Origin of the sequence: Bradyrhizobium lablabi, assembly GCF_018131005.1 — a bacterium.
GTDB classification, from domain to species: Bacteria; Pseudomonadota; Alphaproteobacteria; order Rhizobiales; family Xanthobacteraceae; genus Bradyrhizobium; species Bradyrhizobium lablabi_D.
In genome coordinates this window covers 49112-67830 of the sequence record NZ_JAFCJK010000017.1, presented here as the reverse complement: position 1 = coordinate 67830, position 18719 = coordinate 49112, and the positions used below count along the sequence as shown (strand labels likewise).

At 63.4% G+C, this 18719-nt stretch carries 16 protein-coding genes; 5 read left to right on the top strand and 11 right to left on the bottom strand.

Annotation, left to right across the window (positions count from 1 at the left end; genetic code table 11):
- Positions 1-17 precede the first annotated feature (17 nt).
- Positions 18-578, top strand: coding sequence for a GNAT family N-acetyltransferase (locus tag JQ553_RS32230; RefSeq protein WP_212504096.1), 561 nt, complete (start codon positions 18-20; stop codon positions 576-578).
- 147 nt (positions 579-725) lie between these two features.
- On the opposite strand, the gene JQ553_RS32225 is transcribed toward JQ553_RS32230, so the two are convergent.
- Complete coding sequence (locus JQ553_RS32225) at positions 726-947, bottom strand: dodecin (protein ID WP_212504095.1); 222 nt, start codon at positions 945-947, stop codon at positions 726-728.
- Positions 948-1163: 216 nt separating this feature from the next.
- On the opposite strand from JQ553_RS32225, the gene JQ553_RS32220 reads away from it, so the two are divergent.
- Positions 1164-1736, top strand: a complete 573-nt coding sequence (locus JQ553_RS32220) for an HdeD family acid-resistance protein (protein WP_212504118.1) — start codon at positions 1164-1166, stop codon at positions 1734-1736.
- 32 nt (positions 1737-1768) lie between these two features.
- On the opposite strand, the gene JQ553_RS32215 is transcribed toward JQ553_RS32220, so the two are convergent.
- From JQ553_RS32215 to JQ553_RS32175, 9 genes are all read right to left on the bottom strand, one after another.
- Positions 1769-2377 carry a DUF4126 domain-containing protein gene (locus JQ553_RS32215; RefSeq protein ID WP_249144752.1) on the bottom strand — a complete coding sequence of 203 codons (609 nt, stop codon included), beginning with the start codon at positions 2375-2377 and terminating at the stop codon, positions 1769-1771.
- Between the two features lie 135 nt (positions 2378-2512).
- A complete protein-coding gene (locus tag JQ553_RS32210) occupies positions 2513-3814 on the bottom strand; it encodes a sensor histidine kinase (protein WP_212504094.1) in 1302 nt (433 codons plus the stop codon).
- A gap of 261 nt (positions 3815-4075) precedes the next feature.
- A complete protein-coding gene (locus JQ553_RS32205; RefSeq protein ID WP_212504093.1) occupies positions 4076-4462 on the bottom strand; it encodes a hypothetical protein in 387 nt (128 codons plus the stop codon).
- Between the two features lie 261 nt (positions 4463-4723).
- Positions 4724-6982 (bottom strand): xanthine dehydrogenase family protein molybdopterin-binding subunit, encoded by a 2259-nt coding sequence (locus JQ553_RS32200; protein ID WP_212504092.1) that lies wholly within the window; start codon positions 6980-6982, stop codon positions 4724-4726.
- Positions 6979-7461 carry a (2Fe-2S)-binding protein gene (locus tag JQ553_RS32195; RefSeq protein ID WP_212504091.1) on the bottom strand — a complete coding sequence of 161 codons (483 nt, stop codon included), beginning with the start codon at positions 7459-7461 and terminating at the stop codon, positions 6979-6981. The genes JQ553_RS32200 and JQ553_RS32195 overlap by 4 nt, the downstream gene beginning before the upstream one ends.
- Before the next feature lie 4 nt (positions 7462-7465).
- Complete coding sequence (locus tag JQ553_RS32190) at positions 7466-8326, bottom strand: xanthine dehydrogenase family protein subunit M (RefSeq protein WP_212504116.1); 861 nt, start codon at positions 8324-8326, stop codon at positions 7466-7468.
- Positions 8327-8557: 231 nt separating this feature from the next.
- Positions 8558-10480, bottom strand: coding sequence for a cyclic nucleotide-binding and patatin-like phospholipase domain-containing protein (locus tag JQ553_RS32185; RefSeq protein ID WP_212504090.1), 1923 nt, complete (start codon positions 10478-10480; stop codon positions 8558-8560).
- Between the two features lie 218 nt (positions 10481-10698).
- Complete coding sequence (locus JQ553_RS32180) at positions 10699-11838, bottom strand: amidohydrolase/deacetylase family metallohydrolase (protein ID WP_212504089.1); 1140 nt, start codon at positions 11836-11838, stop codon at positions 10699-10701.
- A 14-nt stretch (positions 11839-11852) separates the two neighbouring features.
- Entirely contained in the window at positions 11853-13004 is a 1152-nt protein-coding gene (locus tag JQ553_RS32175) for a zinc-binding dehydrogenase (RefSeq protein WP_212504115.1), read from the bottom strand.
- Between the two features lie 341 nt (positions 13005-13345).
- Here JQ553_RS32175 and JQ553_RS32170 point away from each other — a divergent pair, with 341 nt between their 5' ends.
- A complete protein-coding gene (locus JQ553_RS32170) occupies positions 13346-13963 on the top strand; it encodes a PilZ domain-containing protein (protein WP_212504114.1) in 618 nt (205 codons plus the stop codon).
- Between the two features lie 333 nt (positions 13964-14296).
- The gene (locus tag JQ553_RS32165) at positions 14297-14911 is read left to right on the top strand and encodes a transglutaminase-like cysteine peptidase (RefSeq protein WP_212504088.1); all 615 of its coding nucleotides are present in this window, start codon (positions 14297-14299) and stop codon (positions 14909-14911) included.
- 1253 nt (positions 14912-16164) lie between these two features.
- Here JQ553_RS32165 and mddA read toward each other — a convergent pair.
- The gene (gene mddA, locus JQ553_RS32160) at positions 16165-16953 is read right to left on the bottom strand and encodes a methanethiol S-methyltransferase (protein ID WP_212504087.1); all 789 of its coding nucleotides are present in this window, start codon (positions 16951-16953) and stop codon (positions 16165-16167) included.
- A 1069-nt stretch (positions 16954-18022) separates the two neighbouring features.
- Between mddA and JQ553_RS32155 the strand changes: the two genes are divergently transcribed.
- Positions 18023-18514: a hypothetical protein gene (locus JQ553_RS32155; protein ID WP_212504086.1), complete on the top strand. Its 492-nt coding sequence runs from the start codon at positions 18023-18025 to the stop codon at positions 18512-18514.
- Positions 18515-18719 lie beyond the last annotated feature (205 nt).

The window sequence follows — 18719 nt, the reverse complement described above, 5'->3', positions numbered from 1 at the left end:
GCGCGGACCGGGGCACAATGGAGAATGATCACAAGATCACCGTCCGCGCTTCTCGCGACAGCGACGTCGACGCGATGCTCGCGATCTACCGCCGCCATATCCGCCGCGGCATCGACGAGAGCGTCGACGACAGCGGCACGCCGGAGCCGGACGACCTGCGCGACCGCCGCAAGAATCTGCGCAACACCCGCCTGCCCCATCTGGTCGCCGTCAGCGGCGGCGAGGTCATCGGCTATGCCTATGTCGTGCAGTTCCGCAAGCGTCCAGCCTACCGTTACACGGTGAAGCACTCGATCTATGTGCATCATCAGCACGTCGGCCGCGGTGTCGGCCGCCGCCTGCTCGAGGAGCTGATCGACACCTGCGCCGCGGCCGGCTTCCGCCAGATGATCGGCTACATCGATAGCGACAATGCCGCCTCGCTCGCGCTGCACGACCGGTTCGGTTTTGCCCGCGTCGGGCTATTGCCCGGCGTCGCCTACCGTTACGGCCACTGGGCCGACACCGTGATGGTGCAGCGCTCCCTTGCGGCAGGGGCCACCGCGCCGCCCCCGCCCGCCCCGCTGTCGCGGCTGTGATGTTTCCCAACGTCGTTGCGCCGAGCCATCCGTGCAAGCGGCAATGGATCGCTTCGCGAAACTTGGGATCCAGTGCCACTTAGCGCCGGCCGGGTGGCTTGCGCGGACGGATTGCGGGCGCGATCGCCCTCGCTCGCCGGGAGCCGCCTATTCGAGCGTGAAGCCGACCCGCAGCGTCACCTGATAGTGCCGGACCTTTCCGTCCTCGATATGGCCCCGCGTCTGCACGACTTCGAACCACTTCATCTCGCGGATCGTCTTCGATGCGCGGCTGACGGCGTTCTCGATTGCAGCGTCGATGCTCTTGTCCGATGATCCTACGAGCTCCAGAATCTTGTAGACGTGATCCCTGTCGTCGCTAGCGGGCATGTCGACCTCCTTGTGTGTGGGTGGCCCGGGGACGATGTCTCCGAGGTGTCCGAGGTGCCGTCGAGGGTCCGGCGATTGCTGCGCGGCAGCACTCGGGACGAGTTGACTCAACGTGCCGCCCAGCCTTCGGTTGCGCAGCGCATCCGCCTTTGTCCGTACCTCCGCCTATGGTAACATGGTTCAGTTCAATTTTCGGGAGTGCACACCATGTCCACCATGTTCAGCTCACCCGTTACGCCTCCTCACGGCCTGGCATCCGGCCTGTCGAGCCTGCGCGCGAAGTGGGGCTGGATCGTCGCGCTCGGCGTCATCTACCTGATCGCGGGCGTCCTTGCCTTCGGCAGCGTGTACTTCGCAACCGTGGTCAGCGTGCTGTTCGTCGGCGCCATGATGATCGTCGCGGGCATCGCCGAAATCATCAACGCGTTCCAGTTCAAGTCGTGGGGCAAGTTCGTGCTCTGGCTGTTGCTTGGCGCGCTCTATGTGGTAGCGGGCTTCTTCACCTTCGAGAACCCCCTGCTCGCTGCGGTCACGCTGACGCTGATCATCGGCGTCGCGCTGGTCGTCTCCGGCATCGTGCGCATCTTCCTCGCCTTCAGCATGAGCTCCGCGGCGCCATGGGGCCTCGTCGCCCTCTCCGGCGCGATCACGCTCCTGCTCGGTGCGATGGTGCTTGCGCGCTGGCCGGTCTCGAGCCTCTATGTGCTCGGACTGTTCCTCAGCGTCGACCTGATCTGCGCCGGCGTGAGCTGGATCAGCATGGGCCTGGCGCTGAAACGCAGGACGTGAGCCGAAGCGCTCCGGCTGCCGCCGGAGCACTGCTAAGTCCGCTTTACCTGCCGCTCTCTTCGAAAGAGATGGCGGATCAGACGCGTTCCCAGCCAGAGCAAGAAGATAACCACGCCTAAGGCGGCAAGCGGCGCAGCCAGAGCCAAAAGGGAGACCAGGAGCGCGCCCAGGAGCTCCCCGGTCGAGAGGACGACGTTTCCGACACCACCCGTCAGGACGGTCGATTTCGCTCTGAGCAGGGCCGTCACGCCTTGCGTGAGGCCGGCCACGCCGCCTCCCGCGATGACAGCCGCGGTCCACTTCACCATCGGCGGAACGTCGGTCATCACCGCGGCTGAGACGATTGTCCCTGCGACCAGCGCAGCCGGCGTAGCCAAGGTGTCGAGAAGATTGTCGACCGCGGGAACATAGTAGGCCAGGATTTCTGCAAGGGCTGCCACACCAAGCATTGTCAGTGCGGATGGAGTTGCGAGCCATGCAAAGCTGCCGTCCAGCGGCCGGTGCCCGGTATAGGCCGCCAGGCCGGCGATGAGCATCGGCAAGAACACACGAAACCCGGTTGCCGCGGCGAGACCGACTCCAAGCACAATGGACAACGGAATATGGAGGTCCGACATCGAGCCACCCGGTGCAGACGTCATTACCGGTCGCCTTGGCCTGCCCTTCCATGGGCGAACAGCCGCCAATCCAGTCTAGAGCGAAAATGCTATCAGGCAATTCGTCAGGGTTGGCTGCCGACTTGTTGCGTTGCGAGAGTTTCCGCGTTGGGACTTGTGTCAGGGGGCATGGAATGGACCACCGGGCACAGTGAATTGAAACGTCGCCCCGCAGGGTATGTTCGCGCTTGCCCACAGGCGTCCGCCGTGATCTTCGATGATCTCCCGGCAGATGGATAGACCCATGCCCATACCGTTGGGCTTCGTCGTGTAGAATGGTTGAAACAGACGCTCGGGGTTTTCCACGTTTAGCCCGGGCCCCGAATCCCGCACCGCGACGTGAACGGCCTCCCCCGGCTCCGGGGCGCTGGTGACGACAACCAGTTCGCGCTTGCCATCGTTGACGCTGCTCATCGCCTGAACAGAGTTGATAATCAGGTTCAGAATTACCTGTTGGAATTGGACCCGATCTCCGTGGATGACGGGCAGGCTATCCGCCAGCTCCGTCCGGATAGTCACGCCGTTTTTCAGAATCTCGCCCCGAACAAGTTCAATGGCCTCAACGATCGTTTCGTTGACCCCCAGCCTCTGCTTTTCTCCGCCAGTCTTCCGCACGAGCCCGTGTATGCGCTCAATGATCCGGACGGCCCGGTCAATGTGACCTTGGAAGCGCTCAATACCGAGCTTTGCTCTTTCGATCTCGGGGGCGTTTCTCGTCAACCAATTCAGACTGGTTCGTCCGTCCAGCGAAGCGGCGGCGAGCGGTTGTTTTACCTCATGGACAATCGAGGCTGTGAGTTGTCCCATCGCCGCGATGCGATTTGCGTGCTCTAGAGCCGTCTGCGTCTCACGATAGCGCCGCTCACGACTTGTGCTTGCCAAGGCAATGGTCGCCTGCGCTGCAAAATCGGTGATCAAGTCGATCTGCGTATCTGCAAAAGGCTTTACCTCGACACGGGCAATGCCAATTGCGCCAACCAGCTCATCGTCCGCTAGCATTGGCACGAACAGAAACGTGCGAGCGCCTACCCCTTCGACCAAAGCAACCAGGGCGGGATTGTGCGGCACGTAGGCCGGATCTGTCGCCATGTCGGCGATATGGATTGTGGCCCTACTTTTGATAAGGCGGGCAATGATGCCAAATGAAAGGACCGGATAGACGTGGTTTCTGCCCTCAGCAAAGTATGAATCCGGCAGACCAGAGCGCGCAACCATACGATAGCCGTTTTGCTCGAAGAGCATCAGCGCTCCAAGATCTGCTCGGCAGAGGCGGCCGGCATGGTCAAGGATCGTGTCAAATATGGGCTGCAATGCGTGCGGTGAGTTCGCTATGGCGCGCAGCACAGCCGAGATAGCCGCCCGTTGCTCAAGAAGCTCGGTCACTTGCCGTTGCTGATTGGACTCCATATAGATCCACATCATTCGCGGCCACTCGCCGATCTGTCGCGGGCGCGCAAAGTGGCTGGTTGACCCCGAGCCGGCTCATTGTAGAGGCTGGGCGCAATTCGCGATAGACTTTATCGAACGCCAAGTTCCGGTTCTGGCGCCTCGCGTCATTTCGCTGCGCGGTGGAATCTGGCTGCGGCTGCGCCAAGGAGTCGCGCCCGGGGAGCCAGGACACCGCCGGCCGCGAGCCGGCGGCGTTGCCATTCGTTCAAGCCGCAAGAGGTGCGGCAGCAGAACTCATGGCTGCGCGAGATGCCAGGCGCCGTTGAGGAAGCCATCGCCGGTGATGTCGCCGGGCTTCTGGTCCTTGGCGAAGGTGTAGAGCGGCTTGCCCTTGTAGGCCCACTGCTTCGAGCCGTCGTCGCGGGCGATGATGGTGTAGCCACCTTCGGCCTTGTCGCTCGCTTCCGCCTTCAGCACGGGCCAATTCGTCGCACACGGTCCGTTGCAGGCCGACTTGCCGCCGGCGTCCTTGTCGAAGGTGTAGAGCGTCATGCCCTTGGCATCGGTCAAGACCGAGCCCTTGGAAGTCGTGCCGGTCTTGGTCGGCGGCGCCGCGAAAGCGGCGGACGCGAGCGCGAACGACACAGCGCCGGCGAGCGCAAGTGAGATGGATGTCTTCATATCGTCTCCCTGAATGCAATTGTCTTGCATGCATAGGACGCACGACGGCCTGTCGTATTCCGCAACGGCTGAGGAAAGAATTTTTCAGTTCGGCATCGTTGCCAGGGGAATAAAGCAGCATGCACGCGCCGTTACCGGCGCGTCCATATCCATGGCATTGCGGAGCAAATCGCAGGGCGGGTTAGCGATAGCGTAACCCGCCGCAATCTATCTTTGGAAAACAAGGCGGGTTACGGCTTCGCCTAACCCGCCCTACGCTCTCTACTCCGCCGCCTGCTGCGTCGGTGCATCGAGCTCCGCCGAGACCTTCGGCGGTGACATCGGGAGTGCGTAGAAGCGCCTGCCGAGCGCGTTGTAGACGGCGTTCGCGACCGCCGCCATGACCGGCACCAGCGGCACTTCGCCGACGCCTTTCACGCCCTGCGGGTGCTTCGGGTTCGGCACCTCGACCAACGCGCAGTCGAGCATCGGCAGGTCGGAGCAGACCGGCATGCGGTAGTCGAGGAAGCCGGGATTATCGACCTTGCCGTCCTTGTTGTAGATGTACTCCTCGTTCAGCGCCCAGCCGATGCCCTGCGCGACACCGCCCTGGAGCTGGCCCTCGACATAGCTCGGATGCACGGCGCGGCCGACATCCTGTACCGCCGTGTACCTGACAACCCTGACGATGCCGAGATCGACATCGACCTCGACGTCGCAGATATGCGTGCCGAAGCCGCCTTCCGCGCCTTGCGTGTTGAGCTGCACGCTGGCGCCGATCGGGCCGCCCTGCGAGGGCGCCTTCTCGGCGAGGTCGGCGAGCGTCAGCGGCTCGAACTGGCCGGCATTCGGGCTCGCCGGGTGGGCGGCGCCGTTCTCCCATTTCACCGCCTCGGGATCGATCTCCCAGATCTTCGCCGCGCGCTCGCGCAACGTATTGATCACCTTGTCGGTCGCCTGCGTCACCACCATTGAGGACGCAAACAGCACACGGCTGCCGCCGGTCAGATTGGAGAAGCCGACCGTCTGGGTATCGCCGATGATCACGGAGACGCGGCGATAGTCGATGCCGAGCAGCTCCGCGCAGATATTGGCGATGCCGGCGCGCGAGCCGCCGATGTCAGGATGCCCCGTCGTGACGACGACGTTGCCGTCCTCGGTGATGTTGACCTGCGCCGAGGATTCCCCGCCGGCGTTGAACCAGTAGCCGGACGCCACACCGCGACCCTGCAACTTGCCGAGCGGCGCGGCATAATGCGGATGGCTCTTCGCAACCTCCAGCGTCTCGATATAGCCGATGCGCGGGTACACCGGGCCATGCGCGGCCTTGGTCCCCTCCTTCGCCGCATTCTTCAGCCGCAGCTCCAGCGGGTCCATCTTGAGCGCCTCGGCAAGCTCGTCGAGCACGCATTCGACCGCATAGGCGCCGATCGGCGCGCCGGGCGCGCGATAGGCCGCGACCTTCGAGCGGTTGGAGCAGACGTCAAAGCCTTCCGACAGCACATGCGGAATATCGTAGGGCGCGAAGCTGCAGCCGACCGCGCCGCGGATCGGCGAGCCCGGGAAGGCACCGGCCTGCAGGTGGAAGATGCCGTGCGCGGCGACGATAGTGCCATCCTTCTTTGCGCCGACCCTGACCGTGCTCTTCGAGCCTGATGTGGGCCCGGTCGCACGCATCACCTCCTCGCGCGTCATCACCATCTTCACCGGACGGCCGGATTTCTTCGCGAGCAGCGTGGCGAGCGGCTCGAGATAGACGATGGTCTTGCCGCCGAAGCCGCCGCCGATCTCGGCGGGGATGGCGCGGATGTCACTCTGCGGGATGCCTGTCAGCATCGACGTCATCGCGCGCACCATGAACTGGCCCTGGCTCGAGCTCCAGATCGTGGTCTTGCCGTCGGCCGCCACGCTGATGAGGCAGGCATGCGGTTCGATGTAGCCCTGGTGCACCGGACGCGTGGTGAAGCTGCGTTCGACCACGACATCGGCGCCGGCAAATCCCTTGGCGATGTCGCCCTTCTTCACCTCGATCTTGCCTACAATGTTCGACGGCTTGCCATCGATCTTGTTCCACTCATGCAGGATCGGCGCGTCCGGCTTCAGCGCATCGTCGATCTCGATCGACCAGGGCAGCACCTCGTAGTCGACCTCGATCAGCTTGCAGGCTTCCGCCGCGATCGCTTCGGTGGTCGCGGCCACCGCCGCGACAGGGTGGCCGGGAAACAGCGCCTTCTCGCGCGCCATCACGTTGCGGCACATCCAGCGCATGTCCTGGATGCCGAGCATCACCGCGCCCTTCTCGATCGTGAAATCAACCACGTCGCGCGGGGTGACGACCGCCTTCACGCCTGGCAGCGCCTCGGCCTTCGCGGTGTTGATCGACCTGATGCGGGCATGCGGATGCGGGCTGCGCAGGACCTTGCCCCAGATCATGCCGGGCATGGTGGTGTCGGCGGCGAAGGCCGCGCGGCCGGTCACCTTGTCGACGCCGTCGGGCCTGATGGTGCGCTGGCCGATCCACTTGTTGTTGACGACGTTCATTGAGCAGCCTCCCGCATTTCGGCGGCGGTCTCCATCACCGCGCGAACAATCTTGTCGTAACCGGTGCACCGGCAGAGATTGCCGGCAAGCCAGAAGCGGACTTCCTCTTCGGTCGGATCCGGATTCTTCTTGAGCAGCGCCTCGGAGGCGACCAGCATGCCAGAGGTGCAAATGCCGCACTGGAGGGCGGCCTGCTCCAGGAACTTCTGCTGCAAGGGATGCAGCTTGTCCCCCTTTGCCATGCCCTCGATGGTCCTGATCTCGTGACCCTCGGCCTCGGCTGCGAGCATCAGGCAGGAGCAGACCAGCCGGTCATCAAGCGTGATCGAGCAGGCGCCGCAATCGCCGGACGAGCAGCCCTCCTTCGAGCCGGTCAAGCCGAGCTGCGCGCGCAGCGCGTCGAGCATGGTCTCATACGGCTCGCACAGGAATTCCACCGGCTCTCCGTTGACTGATGTGGTGACGTGCAGTTTCGCCATGGTGCTAATTCCCTCCGGCGCGCTTGGCTGCAATCGCGGCGGTACGCTTGAGCAGCACGCCGGCGGTTTTGGTACGGTAGGCGATGGTGCCGCGCTTGTCGTCGATCGGACGGCAGGCGGCGCGGCAGGCGGCGGCGGCTGCTTCGAGCGCAGCATCATCGAGCCTGGAGCCGATCAATGCTTTCGCGGCCGGCTCGACCAGCAACGCGGTCGGCGCCACCGCGCCGAGGCCGACGCGGGCGGCAGTGCAGACGCCATCCTTCAAGGTCAGGCTGACGCCGAGTCCGACCACCGCGATATCCATCTCGGTGCGCGGGATCATGCGCAAATACGCATCGGCCGACCCGGCCGGTCGCGGCGGCAGCGCAAAGCTGACGAGGATTTCGCCGGGCTTCAGATTGATGCGGCCGGGCCCTGCCGGCACGTCCTCCACCTTCATCTCGCGGCGGCCGTCCGGGCCCTGCACGGTGACGACGGCGGCCGCCGCGATCAGCGCCGGCACGCTGTCGCCCGCGGGCGAGCCGTTGCACAGATTGCCGCCGGCGGAGGCCCGGCCCTGCACCTGCTTGGAGCCGATCAGGTTCACGGCCTCGAGCACGCCGGGCCACACCTTGCCGAACCGCGGATGCTCGGCGAGTTCCATGCCGGACACGGCGGCGCCAATAAGGAAGCCGCCATCGGCCGCTTCCTTGATCTCGGTCATCTCGCCGATTCTCTTGATGTCGACGATCAGTCCCGGCCGCACCAGGCCGGAGCGCATTTGCACCAATAGATCGGTGCCGCCTGCCATAATGCGGGCGGCACTTCCGGCGGCAGCAAATGCGCCAATCGCTTCATCAAGCGTGCGCGGTGCTACGTATCGGATATCAGTCATGGCTGCTTCTTGAATCTCCCTCGCCTGCTCGTTCCATCGTGACGGTGGCCTTATCTCTTGGCCGGCAGAAATACGAGCCTACACGGCCGAGCGCGGCTGGAACAAGCCTCCCAGATGCGGTGGAAAGCGCAGGCTCCTATGCAGGATGCGCTTGCGCGGGCACCAGCTGTGCGCCGCCGGGGCGCGCATTGGTCCAGCAATGCACGGTTTGTCGCCGGCCACTCAACCGAACAGCGCCTCATAGGAAGCTGCCTGGCTCACCGCAACGGCGTCATCTGGCCGATTGGCCGACGCGACGATTGCCGCAATGGCGGGATTATACGCCGCCTCCAGGGCGGCGATGGTCTCCCGTGCCCAGAGATAGGACGATTGGAAAATTTCCTGATGGCGGTCGAAATCCGTCACGTCGATGCCGAACGGCGTTGGCGGGCGCATCACCATGTCGAGCGGGGTGGTCGGCAGGGTGTCGTAGCGTTGATGGGCGACGAGACTTCGCCACAACACGTTGACGGCACTCGGCGCGGCGGGAAGTATTTTCTTGCGGAACGGCAGCAGCATGGCCGCGAGCAGCTCGAGGCGCCCCGGCAGCGCGGCGTACTCGACGTCAAACATCTCGGTTGCCGGTTCGCCGAAGTGGACCACCAGATTGGGGCCGCTCTTGAGTTGATGCATTTGCGTCAGCGGAACGTTATCGACGAGGCATCCGTCGACCAGCATCACGCCTTCCCTCGTGTAGAAGGGCGGCAGCAGGCCGGGAATGGCGCTCGACGCGCGCACCGCCTGCCAGAGCAGGCCCGTTCGGATCAATTCGAGACTGTGCGTCGAAAGATTGGTTGCCACCGCAGCGAACGGCCGCCAGCAATCCTCGATCCGGCAGTTGTGGCCGTATTGATCTGCAAGGGCGCTATCGAAGGCCTTGTGGTCCAGCAGGGCGTAGCGTGGCCAGGTCGGGCGGCGGAAGCTGCGGCTGGAGACGAAGATCTCATGCGTGCCACGCTCGAGATGCTCGGCATCGTAATTCTTGGCAAAGCCGGCCGCCATCGCCGAACCCACGCTGGTGCCGACGAAGATGTCGAACATCACACCGCGCTCACGAAAGGCCTTGTAGATGCCGACATGCGCGGTGCCCAGGCTGCCGCCGCCCCCGGCGACAAACCCGACGGCGCGACCGCACAGGAAGCGGACCAGGCTATCGATGTCGATCCGGTCTTCCAGCGCGACATGATGGTGCATGAAGCAGGGCAGCCGCGCGAGCCACGCTGCGGTACCGCTGACCTCGTGGCGTCGATGATCATGAACCCGAACGAGGCGGCGCGCCGACGCCGGATGTACCCCGCAGGCAAAGCTCTCGATTTCCGTCAGGCTCGGCGCCGGAGCATCGCCACGGCAGACGAACACGACGAGGTCGGCCTGCCGAACGGCCTTTCGCGCCCATTCCGACGCTTCCGAACCACCGAAATAGGCCACCAGCGGCGCGTCATATTCAATCCTGTTGAGCCAGTCGGCGACCTCGGATGCGTCCAGCGCGCGGCCGGGAAACATGGCCTGAAGGCGTGCGAGGTCGACGATCTCGGCATCGACCGCCGCGAGGCCCTGGCGCAACAGGTGTTCGAAGGCGGTCGGCGCCGGCTCGCACCCGCCCGATATCAGCGCGACCGTGCGCGCCTTGGGCGACGTCCGCACGGGTATCAGGCGCGCGGTCTCGCGGGCAAATCGCTGCGCAAGGGCGGCGAGCAGCGCTTCAACGATGGCAGGCGTTTCCTGCGCGAGCGTCGCATAGGCTGCGCGCGTCAACACCAACACGCTGGTGTCGCGGATCGCAATCACATTGGCCGTGCGCGGGATGTTTGCAAAGAAGCCGATCTCACCGACCAGTTCACCGGCGCGCAGCTCGGCAATCGGTTCCGCATGATCGGTCCTGTACACGGCGAGCGCGCCGTGCAGCACGAGGAACAATGCGTCCGATGGGCCGCCTTGTTCGACCAGCAGTTGGCCGCGCACAAGATCCTGCCGGATCATTGCACCAAAGGCTCGCAGCCGCTGTTCCGCGCTCAGCGTCTTGAACAGCGCGAAATCCTCCGGCACGTCTCCCAACGCAAATGTCGCACTTGCCGCCTGCGCGGGCGGCATCCGGTTCGATTGCATGCCCGATGTTAGCGCCGAGCCGCCCCGGCGAGCAACATGAGCGGGACCGCGCGGGATCGCCGCAGCGGTTCATTTTCTTGGAGGCGCTGCAACACGATCTGCGCCGCCGGAACGCACGGGGCCGTCGGTCACACGCAGACTTGCGGCATTCAGCAGGCGGCCCCGCTCCGATGACGGCGACGGTGCAACGGCGTGCCCTGTTGCGATCCTCGGCGCTCCTATTTCGGATGCCACCACCGCCCGCCGATCACGACGCCGTCGGACACGATCTTGCGATTGCCCGTCAGGTGCTCGCCGACCACGTCGACATAGTCGAACCGCCCTTCCCTGATCGAGATCAGCGTAGCGTCGCCGACACTCCCCGGCTTGAGGCTGCCGAGCTCAGGACGGCGCAGCGCCATTGCCGCGTTGACCGTCGAGGCCGCGATCACGTCGGGCAGCGACATGCCCATGCAGAGGAATTTAGACATCGTCGTCACCTGGTCGAAGGCCGGCCCGTCGATGCACAGCAAATGGATGTCGGACGAGATGGTGTCCGGATAGAAGCCGTTGGCGAGCATCGCCCGCGCGGTCTTGAACGCGAACGAGCCCTTGCCGTGGCCGATGTCGAACAGCACGCCGCGCTTCCGCGCCTCCAGCACCGCCCTCTTCACCGTGCCCTGCGCGGTCACCGGCGTGTTGGGAAACGGGCGGAAGGCGTGGGTCAGGACATCGCCCGGGCGCAGGCGTGCCAGCACCTCCTCATAGCTCGGCGGCGGATGATCGATATGCGCCATCAGCGGCATGCCGACCTCCTCCGCGACCTCCAGCGCGATCTCGAGTGGAACGATCCCCGAGGTGCCCGAAGCGTGCAGACCGACTCGCACCTTTATGCCGACGATGAGATCGCGGTTCTCGTCCGCGACGCGCGCCGCATCGACCGGATTCATCAGCCGCAGCTCCTCGCTCTCGCCGACCATCACGCGGTGCGAGAAGCCGAAGATGCCGGCATGCGAGACATGGAGATAGGCGAGGATCCGCACCTGGCTCGGCTCGATCACGTGCTTGCGGAAGCCGAGGAAATTTCCGGGACCCGCGCTGCCGGTATCCACCGCGGTGGTGACGCCGGACGTGCGGCAGAATTCCTCGGCGTCGATGCCGAGCGAGGTGCCGCCCCAATAGACGTGGGTGTGCAGGTCGATGATCCCCGGCGTCACGATCTGGCCGGACACGTCGCGGACCTCGGTCGCAGGATCGGCCTTGAGCGCGTCTCCGACCGCGGCCACCTTGCCGCCTGCAAACGCCACATCAGTGACGGTGTCGAGTTCCTGCGACGGATCGATCACCCGTCCGCCGCGCAGGATCAAATCGAAAGGCATTCCCATCTCCGCGCTCAGCTCACCAGCTCCGGCCACGGGACAATGGTCGACTTCACCGTCTTCATCGCCATCGCGTCCGCGACCGCGCTCGCCACGCCCTCTTCCGTGAATGGATAGATCGTCTGCATGTCAAGCCAGGGATATTTGTTGCGCGTGCGATAGAGCATGTCGACGCCGAGCGGCAAATCGTTGCCGGTAAAACCCCAGGAGCCGAGCACGTTGAGGTCCTTGGTGCAGATGCGATGCCATGACGTCGTGATGGAGCCGGCGTCGGTGAACTGCCCCATCTCGACATAGGTGCCGCCGTCGCGCAGCATCTCGATACCCTCGGGGCCGGCGGTCGGATGGCCCGAGCAATCCATCACGAGGTCGGCGCCGAAGCCCCCGACGATCTCACGCACCGCGCCGATACGCTCCTGCGGCGTCTTGAGATGCTCGATATCGACGGTCGCCTCCGCACCGAATTTTCGCGCCAGCGCAAGGCGTGGGCTCTCCGGCGCCCCGACGCAGATCACGCGCCCTGCCCCCATCTCCTGCGCGGCCGCGACCGCGAGGATTCCGATCGGACCGGAACCCTGGATCACCACCGTGTCGCCCCATTTGAAGCCGCCGGCGCGCATGGCGCGGTTGAAGGCGCGGATGCAGGAGGTCAGCGGCTCCGACAACGCCCCCAGCCGCAGCGACATGTCGTCGGGCAATTTGTAGATCTTGGTGCCCGGCAGCATCTCAAGATCGACATAGACGTATTCGGCCCAGCCGCCCCACATGTGAGGTGGTTTATCGAAGCCGAGGTAGCGGCCGTAGTAGACCGGCGTCAGGCACTTGTTGGCGGTTTCGGGATAGTGGATGCAGTAGTAGCAGCGGCCGCACGGCATCAGCGGCGGGATCATCACCTTCGATCCGACCGTGAGATTCTTGCTCATGAAGTCCTCGGTGAACTCGGGGCCGCATTCGACAATGACGCCGCCGAGCTCGTGGCCGAGCGTGAACGGCCATGGTAGGGGCTTCGGCCAGTGGCCCTTCAGGATATGCAGATCGGTGCCGCAGACGCCGCAGGCGCCGACTTTGATCAATGCCGCCTTCCTGCCGACCTGGGGCCACGGCACGCTGCGGATCACGGGCCTGGCGCTGGGTCCCTCATGGGTGCATACGCGGATCTGCTCCATCGGCCCGTTCTCCCAGTTGCTGTCGTTGATCGCGTTGTCGTTGATGATTGCGCCCATCCAGCGGCCGGCACGACCCGTTCGGGCACTGGCGAACTTAGGTGAACGCCCGGGGGATGTCATGGCCATCCGCGACAGTCTGGCACATGGCTGACTATCTCGAGGTTAGCGGCGCCCCCTCAACGGCCAGGGCAATCGCATCCGGTGACCGGGCCGCAGGTTCGGTGTGCCGTCTCTGCGCAAACCATGCCGAAACGTTAGCGACAAAGCTCGTCCGTAACGCCCCATTAACCCTGTCAGCCTTAGGGTCTTTCGGCCGAAAGGCCGGTGGTCGGGTTGCGGTGATGTCGTTTGCACAGAAGAAAACTAAGGTCGTACCCGTCGCCGAGGAGCGTCGGCGTTTCCAGCGCGTGAAGGTGCACCTGCTCGGCCGCTATATGCTGCCTGACCGGCGCGAGTTTCCCTGCCAGATCATCAATATGTCCCCGGGAGGCCTTGCGCTGTTGGCACCTGGCATCGGCAATGTCGGCGATCGCGTGATTGCCTATTTGGACCATATCGGCCGGGTCGAGGGCCGCATCACCCGCATCATCGACAACGGCTTTGCCATGACGATCGGCGCCACGGCACGCAAGCGCGACAAGCTCGCCGCCCAGCTCACCTGGCTCGCCAACCGAGATATCCTCAACCTGCCGGAAGATCGCCGCCACGACCGTATCGTGCCGCGCAATCCGATCGCGCTGCTCACCCAGGAGGACGGCACGCGGATGACCTGCCGGATCATCGACCTGTCGCTGTCCGGCGCGGCCATTGCCGCCGAGAACCGGCCGCCGCTGAAATCGCTCGTCATGCTCGGCCGGGTGCAGGCGCGCGTGGTGCGAAATCTCGAGGAAGGCTTTGCGCTCGAGTTCGTTCACGAGCAGGCCGTGGAAACGCTCGAAGAGAGCGTTACCGCCAGGTAAAGCGCGCCTCGCTCCAAACCACTGATTTTCTGCCCGAAGAGGCGGCTTCCGATGCCCCGGACGCCGCCTCTGCCGCAATTGGCGCGCGTATTTTCGCGGTTAACGGGCGGAACTTTTACCGCAACAAACCGCGCCGCTGCGGCGCTTGTCGCGTTAATGCATAAAATTTGAATCAATTGCAGTTGTTTCAAATTTTACACAAGTTTGAATCAAGCACAGATCAAATTCGCCGCAGCTTTTATCAGTATTCGCGTCAAATCCACTTTGCACACTTAGCGGCGGCGCAAATCCTTTGTGCGAAACGTGGTCCCAACAAGAAAAACGGGGGCCACGATGTTTGGTTTCAGGGGACAGGAGAAGGGATTGGCAGTCGCCGCCATCCTGTTTGCGACTTGCGTGTCGGCGAAGGCCGGCGAAGTGCTCTATGCGAGCCAGGGCGACACCGCGCGTTCACCGATCGGCTGGGTCGAATTCTGCGCTGCCAATCCAGACGAATGCAGCGGCGGCGCGACGCAGCCACGCGACATCGTGTTGTCGCAGACCGCTTGGCGCGACCTCGTGCGGGTCAACAAGTGGGTGAACGAGACGGTCAAACCGGTAACAGACATCGATCATTGGGGCGTGATCGAGAAATGGTCGTTGCCGACGGACGGCTACGGCGATTGCGAGGATTACGTGCTGCTGAAGCGCAAGATGCTGCTGGATGCCGGCTGGCCGCGCGAGGCGCTGTTGATCACGGTCGTCCGCGACAAGCAGGGCGAAGGCCATGCGGTGCTGACAGTGAAGACCGACAAGGGCGAGTTCGTGCTCGACAACCAGAATGAGAAAATCGTCGCCTGGACCGAGACTGGCTACCGCTTCGTGAAGCGGCAGTCGCAGAACGATCCCAATGTGTGGGTCTCGCTCGGCGATACTCGTCCGGCGACTGCCACTGCAAGCTCGCGCTGAGCAGAAAGAATTTATCGAACACGCGACCCGGTCACATCCCCACCCCTCCCCGTCCCGGACCGGTTCGCGCGCGGCCAGGCTTCCCCCAAAGCCTGGCCGCACTTCTTTGAGGGGCGGCGATGGTTCAAGAGCACGCCGCCGGGCAACCTCCATAGGAGGAATAAAATAAAGGGCCGCTGAATCAGCGACCCTCCGGGTTTCAAAATATTCGGAATGAAATACCTCAGCCTCCCCGGATTTCCAGTTTTTCCCGATAGCTGCAGCTTGGCTTTCACATATGTGAATCCGAATCTCTATAATTCGATTTGCGGAAGCCCCACGTCAAATTCCCGTCCGCGAGCCGCTTCGGGATAATCATCGACTGGCTATTGATGGCCGCCTCGCTGCGCCTCCGCGAGGTGCCACGTGCGCACAGTACCGATCCGCCGCGACGCCGGATTGCGCATCAGAGTAGGAGGCGTGACAACGAGCGCTTTTTCATAGGCACCTCCTTGCTGAGATTACCTCCGCGTTGTGGAGTCGTTCCATTCGTCGAGGTGCCAGCCCGCGCTCCATTCGGCGTGGAGTTCCCAAGCGTTCAGTGCGCTCGGCGACTGGTCAGGTGTCTTGCGATCCGGTGAAACTAGCTGCTTTCGTTTCCGTATCTCTTCGATGGTGAACGGAGTTCCGGGCAACGCTTAGCAACCGTCCTTTTATTGGGCCGTTGCCTCGGTATCACCGGTCATGTCAGGGCGCCGGTGGCTGAGAGACCGGTTGCGCTCCCGCCTGAACCGCATCCACGATCCGGGAGTGAACTGATGATGACTGCTGCGATGTGCGAAGAATTCGCTAACCGATATAAAAAGCTCGCTGAGTCGGACGGCATTTCCAAGGATCGCGAAGCTACGCTGAAGAACATCGCTAGAAGCTTTAGGAGTTTGGCTGGCCAACTGGACAGGCTCGCCGCCCTCGCGAGGGATGAGGCGATCGTAAGGCCGACTCAGTTCCGCGCCCCGCCATGAAGACTTCCCCCGGGAACGACATGCGCGAACCGGCGTTGGTCGTAATGGATGACAGAAATTTACAAGCCAACAGCGAAAGAGCCCTGGTCGTAGTGACCCTCAGTACGGCTACGCTGATCGCGTCTTTCGCGCTTTTGATATCTGCGTTGTGAAGCCGCCGCAATCCGCGTGCAGCGAAGGACGTTGCGCCGCCAGTGGGGAGAGGCCCCCGGCCTCTCGAACCGTCTGCCGCGATCTGGCGCAGGCGTCCCCTCAAAACAGGCCAGGCACCAGCATCGCCACGCGCTCCCGATAGCGCAGATACTTCTGGCCGAACAGCGCCACCAGATCCCGCTCCTCGAGATAGATTCCGACGAAGATGTAAGCGGTGGTCACCGCGGCGAACAGCAGGTGACCGACCGTCATCCTCGGTACGCACCAGAACGCGATGATGAAGCCGAGATAGATCGGGTGGCGAACGAAGCGGTAGAGGCCGGGCGTCTTGAACTCGATCGGTGCAGCGACACGGCCCGCGAAATGGTTGACCACCTGCGCCAGTCCGAACAATTCGAAATGGCTGATCAGGAGCGTGCTGTACAGCACGACCAGCCATCCGAAGAAGCCGCCGGCCGTCACAATGCCCGCAGCAATCGGATTTTCGATATCCCAAACCCCGACCGGTATCGGCTGCCATTGCCAGAACAGCAGCAGAAGCGTCAGGCTCGCCAGCAGCACGTAGCTGCTGCGCTCGATCGCCGGAGAAGCAAACCGCGTGAACAGCCGCTTGAATCCCTGACGCGCCATGCCGCTGTGCTGGACCGCAAACAGCGACATCAGCAGGAGATTGATCAGGACTGCCATGCCGATTGATGCCGATTGGCCGCTATCGATGGTTTTCGGAACGACATATTGCGAGACGAATCCAATGGCGTAGAGAAACGTGACGAAAAAGATGAGATAGGCAAGGGTACCATAGCCAAGCACGAGGCTTCGCGCGGTCAGACCTCTGACATTCCCGGCTGCCGGTCCGCCTGTTGGATCGTTCGGGATCGTGATGGTCATGATGAACTCTCGCGTAATGGGTGGTCGCCGTGTCAGACACGAACTGAATGTCGCCGCGGCAGCGTTCGCGTAGATGTTTTCACGGTTTGATCGATCTGGCATCGATTAACGGGCTACGGTTGTAGTCGTCGGCGTTCCACTGCCGACGAAGAGAGGCGCGCGCCTATGGTTGTGTCTGGTAGGCTCCGCGCCGGAACGGAGGTTGGAGCGGCTGCGGAAACCGACTCTCGTCGCGTGTCCGAATGGCGTAGCGATCCGACAACGATATCAACCAGTCGCACTCAGGCCGGCATCGATTGGTCATCGAAGATTGCTTCCTGCGCAACTGGCGAAACCCGAAACAGTCTGTTTGATCGTCGAAGGCATCGGCCGGCCTTGCGGCGTTGTCTGGTTTCGCAAGGGGGCGCTCCGGCTTGTGGGAAGCCTCTGTCAACCTCGCTCCGGAATTCCGCGGTCGTAAACTCACCGCTCCGAAACCGTATCGTTGCTCGATTTGGTCGACTGCGACGGTGTCGCCGTGCGAATGGTCGCTTGCGCCGGAGAGTGAGCGACCTCGCATATTGCTGTATTTGCACGGCGGAAGTTATTGCCGCGGCTCGATTATCAGCCCGCCAAACGGACAGCAGAGTTCGCGGAAGCCCTGTATCCCAAGCGATGGGCCGCCGGGATCTGCTGATCTCGCCGCTGTTCGGCGATCTCGCCCGCTCCTGATCCAGGGGTGTCGGCAGAGACCCTCCTCGATGGGCGACGCGGCTTGCCCGCGGGCCCGGGGGCAGCCGACACTCCTGTGACCCTGCAAATTTGGCCGCGGATGATCCACGCCAGGCCGCGATGCTGACTCACAGCCGGCGCGCACTGAATACGGAAAGAGCTGATTCGCCCGAAGCAGACGCGTCCAAACCGGGAGCGAGACAGGGCTTCGCGCGATGCAAACAGTCCCATTTTGACGCAGAAGCCAGGATTTTGCGGCGATTTGCCACCGGAGCCGGCGGTTTTGCGAATCTCGGGTTTTGGCTCCGCCACGGTTATGCTATTCGGAACCATTGGAATTATCTCGGGTTTTGGTCGCATGGTCGAGCTTGCCCCCCGGAATCCACAGCCGAATAATGGCGTTGGCGCGCAGCCGATCGCCACCGGGGCCGTGGCGCTTGTGCTCGTCGTTCTCGGCATCGGCTCGATCACGGTATGGCGCGCCTACACCGGCAACGCCCCCGAGTCGGATCGCACGGTCGCCGCCCGCCAGTTACAGGTGCGAACCGCACAGGCCTCCGAGGTGCTGGTCGAAAAGACCAAGGGGCTGGAAGCGACACAGCAGGAATCGATCGACCAGTTGCAGATGGTGCAGGACCAGTTGCAGACGATGCGGCGGCTGATTGCATCGCAGCAGGGCGACACCAAGAAACTCTCCGAACAGGTCGCAGCGCTGACCGAGGCGATCGAGGGTCTGCGGCAGTCCTTCGCGAACGCACAGGCGAACGAGCCCGCCGCAGAGCAGTCGCAGCGCAAGCGGTCAAAGGAGACGCGGACCTCGTCCCGCAAGCGTCACAGGTCGCGCGGCTAGGCTCATCGATCACCCAGCTCGTGCCCCGGTTAGAACAGAAATCTACACCTTCGCAACCGATAATGTTCTAATGATTTCACTGAGTTGCGGCCCAAGAACCCGCCTTACGGCGGTTTCGCCTGACCTGACCGGCCGCGCGCCCAGACGGGCAGGTCCCATCTGTCCCCCCGAACGCCCGGTAGCGTGAATTAATGCTGACTTTGTG

Excerpts from the sequence above, each read along its gene's own strand:
- JQ553_RS32230 (WP_212504096.1), top strand. The coding sequence starts at position 18 with ATGGAGAATGATCACAAGATCACCGTCCGCGCTTCTCGCGACAGCGAC.
- JQ553_RS32225 (WP_212504095.1), bottom strand. The coding sequence starts at position 947 with ATGCCCGCTAGCGACGACAGGGATCACGTCTACAAGATTCTGGAGCTC.
- JQ553_RS32220 (WP_212504118.1), top strand. The coding sequence starts at position 1,164 with ATGTTCAGCTCACCCGTTACGCCTCCTCACGGCCTGGCATCCGGCCTG.
- JQ553_RS32215 (WP_249144752.1), bottom strand. The coding sequence starts at position 2,377 with ATGACGTCTGCACCGGGTGGCTCGATGTCGGACCTCCATATTCCGTTG.
- JQ553_RS32210 (WP_212504094.1), bottom strand. The coding sequence starts at position 3,814 with ATGATGTGGATCTATATGGAGTCCAATCAGCAACGGCAAGTGACCGAG.
- JQ553_RS32205 (WP_212504093.1), bottom strand. The coding sequence starts at position 4,462 with ATGAAGACATCCATCTCACTTGCGCTCGCCGGCGCTGTGTCGTTCGCG.
- JQ553_RS32200 (WP_212504092.1), bottom strand. The coding sequence starts at position 6,982 with ATGAACGTCGTCAACAACAAGTGGATCGGCCAGCGCACCATCAGGCCC.
- JQ553_RS32195 (WP_212504091.1), bottom strand. The coding sequence starts at position 7,461 with ATGGCGAAACTGCACGTCACCACATCAGTCAACGGAGAGCCGGTGGAA.
- JQ553_RS32185 (WP_212504090.1), bottom strand. The coding sequence starts at position 10,480 with ATGCAATCGAACCGGATGCCGCCCGCGCAGGCGGCAAGTGCGACATTT.
- JQ553_RS32180 (WP_212504089.1), bottom strand. The coding sequence starts at position 11,838 with ATGCCTTTCGATTTGATCCTGCGCGGCGGACGGGTGATCGATCCGTCG.
- JQ553_RS32175 (WP_212504115.1), bottom strand. The coding sequence starts at position 13,004 with ATGGAGCAGATCCGCGTATGCACCCATGAGGGACCCAGCGCCAGGCCC.
- JQ553_RS32170 (WP_212504114.1), top strand. The coding sequence starts at position 13,346 with ATGTCGTTTGCACAGAAGAAAACTAAGGTCGTACCCGTCGCCGAGGAG.
- JQ553_RS32165 (WP_212504088.1), top strand. The coding sequence starts at position 14,297 with ATGTTTGGTTTCAGGGGACAGGAGAAGGGATTGGCAGTCGCCGCCATC.
- mddA (WP_212504087.1), bottom strand. The coding sequence starts at position 16,953 with ATGACCATCACGATCCCGAACGATCCAACAGGCGGACCGGCAGCCGGG.
- JQ553_RS32155 (WP_212504086.1), top strand. The coding sequence starts at position 18,023 with ATGGTCGAGCTTGCCCCCCGGAATCCACAGCCGAATAATGGCGTTGGC.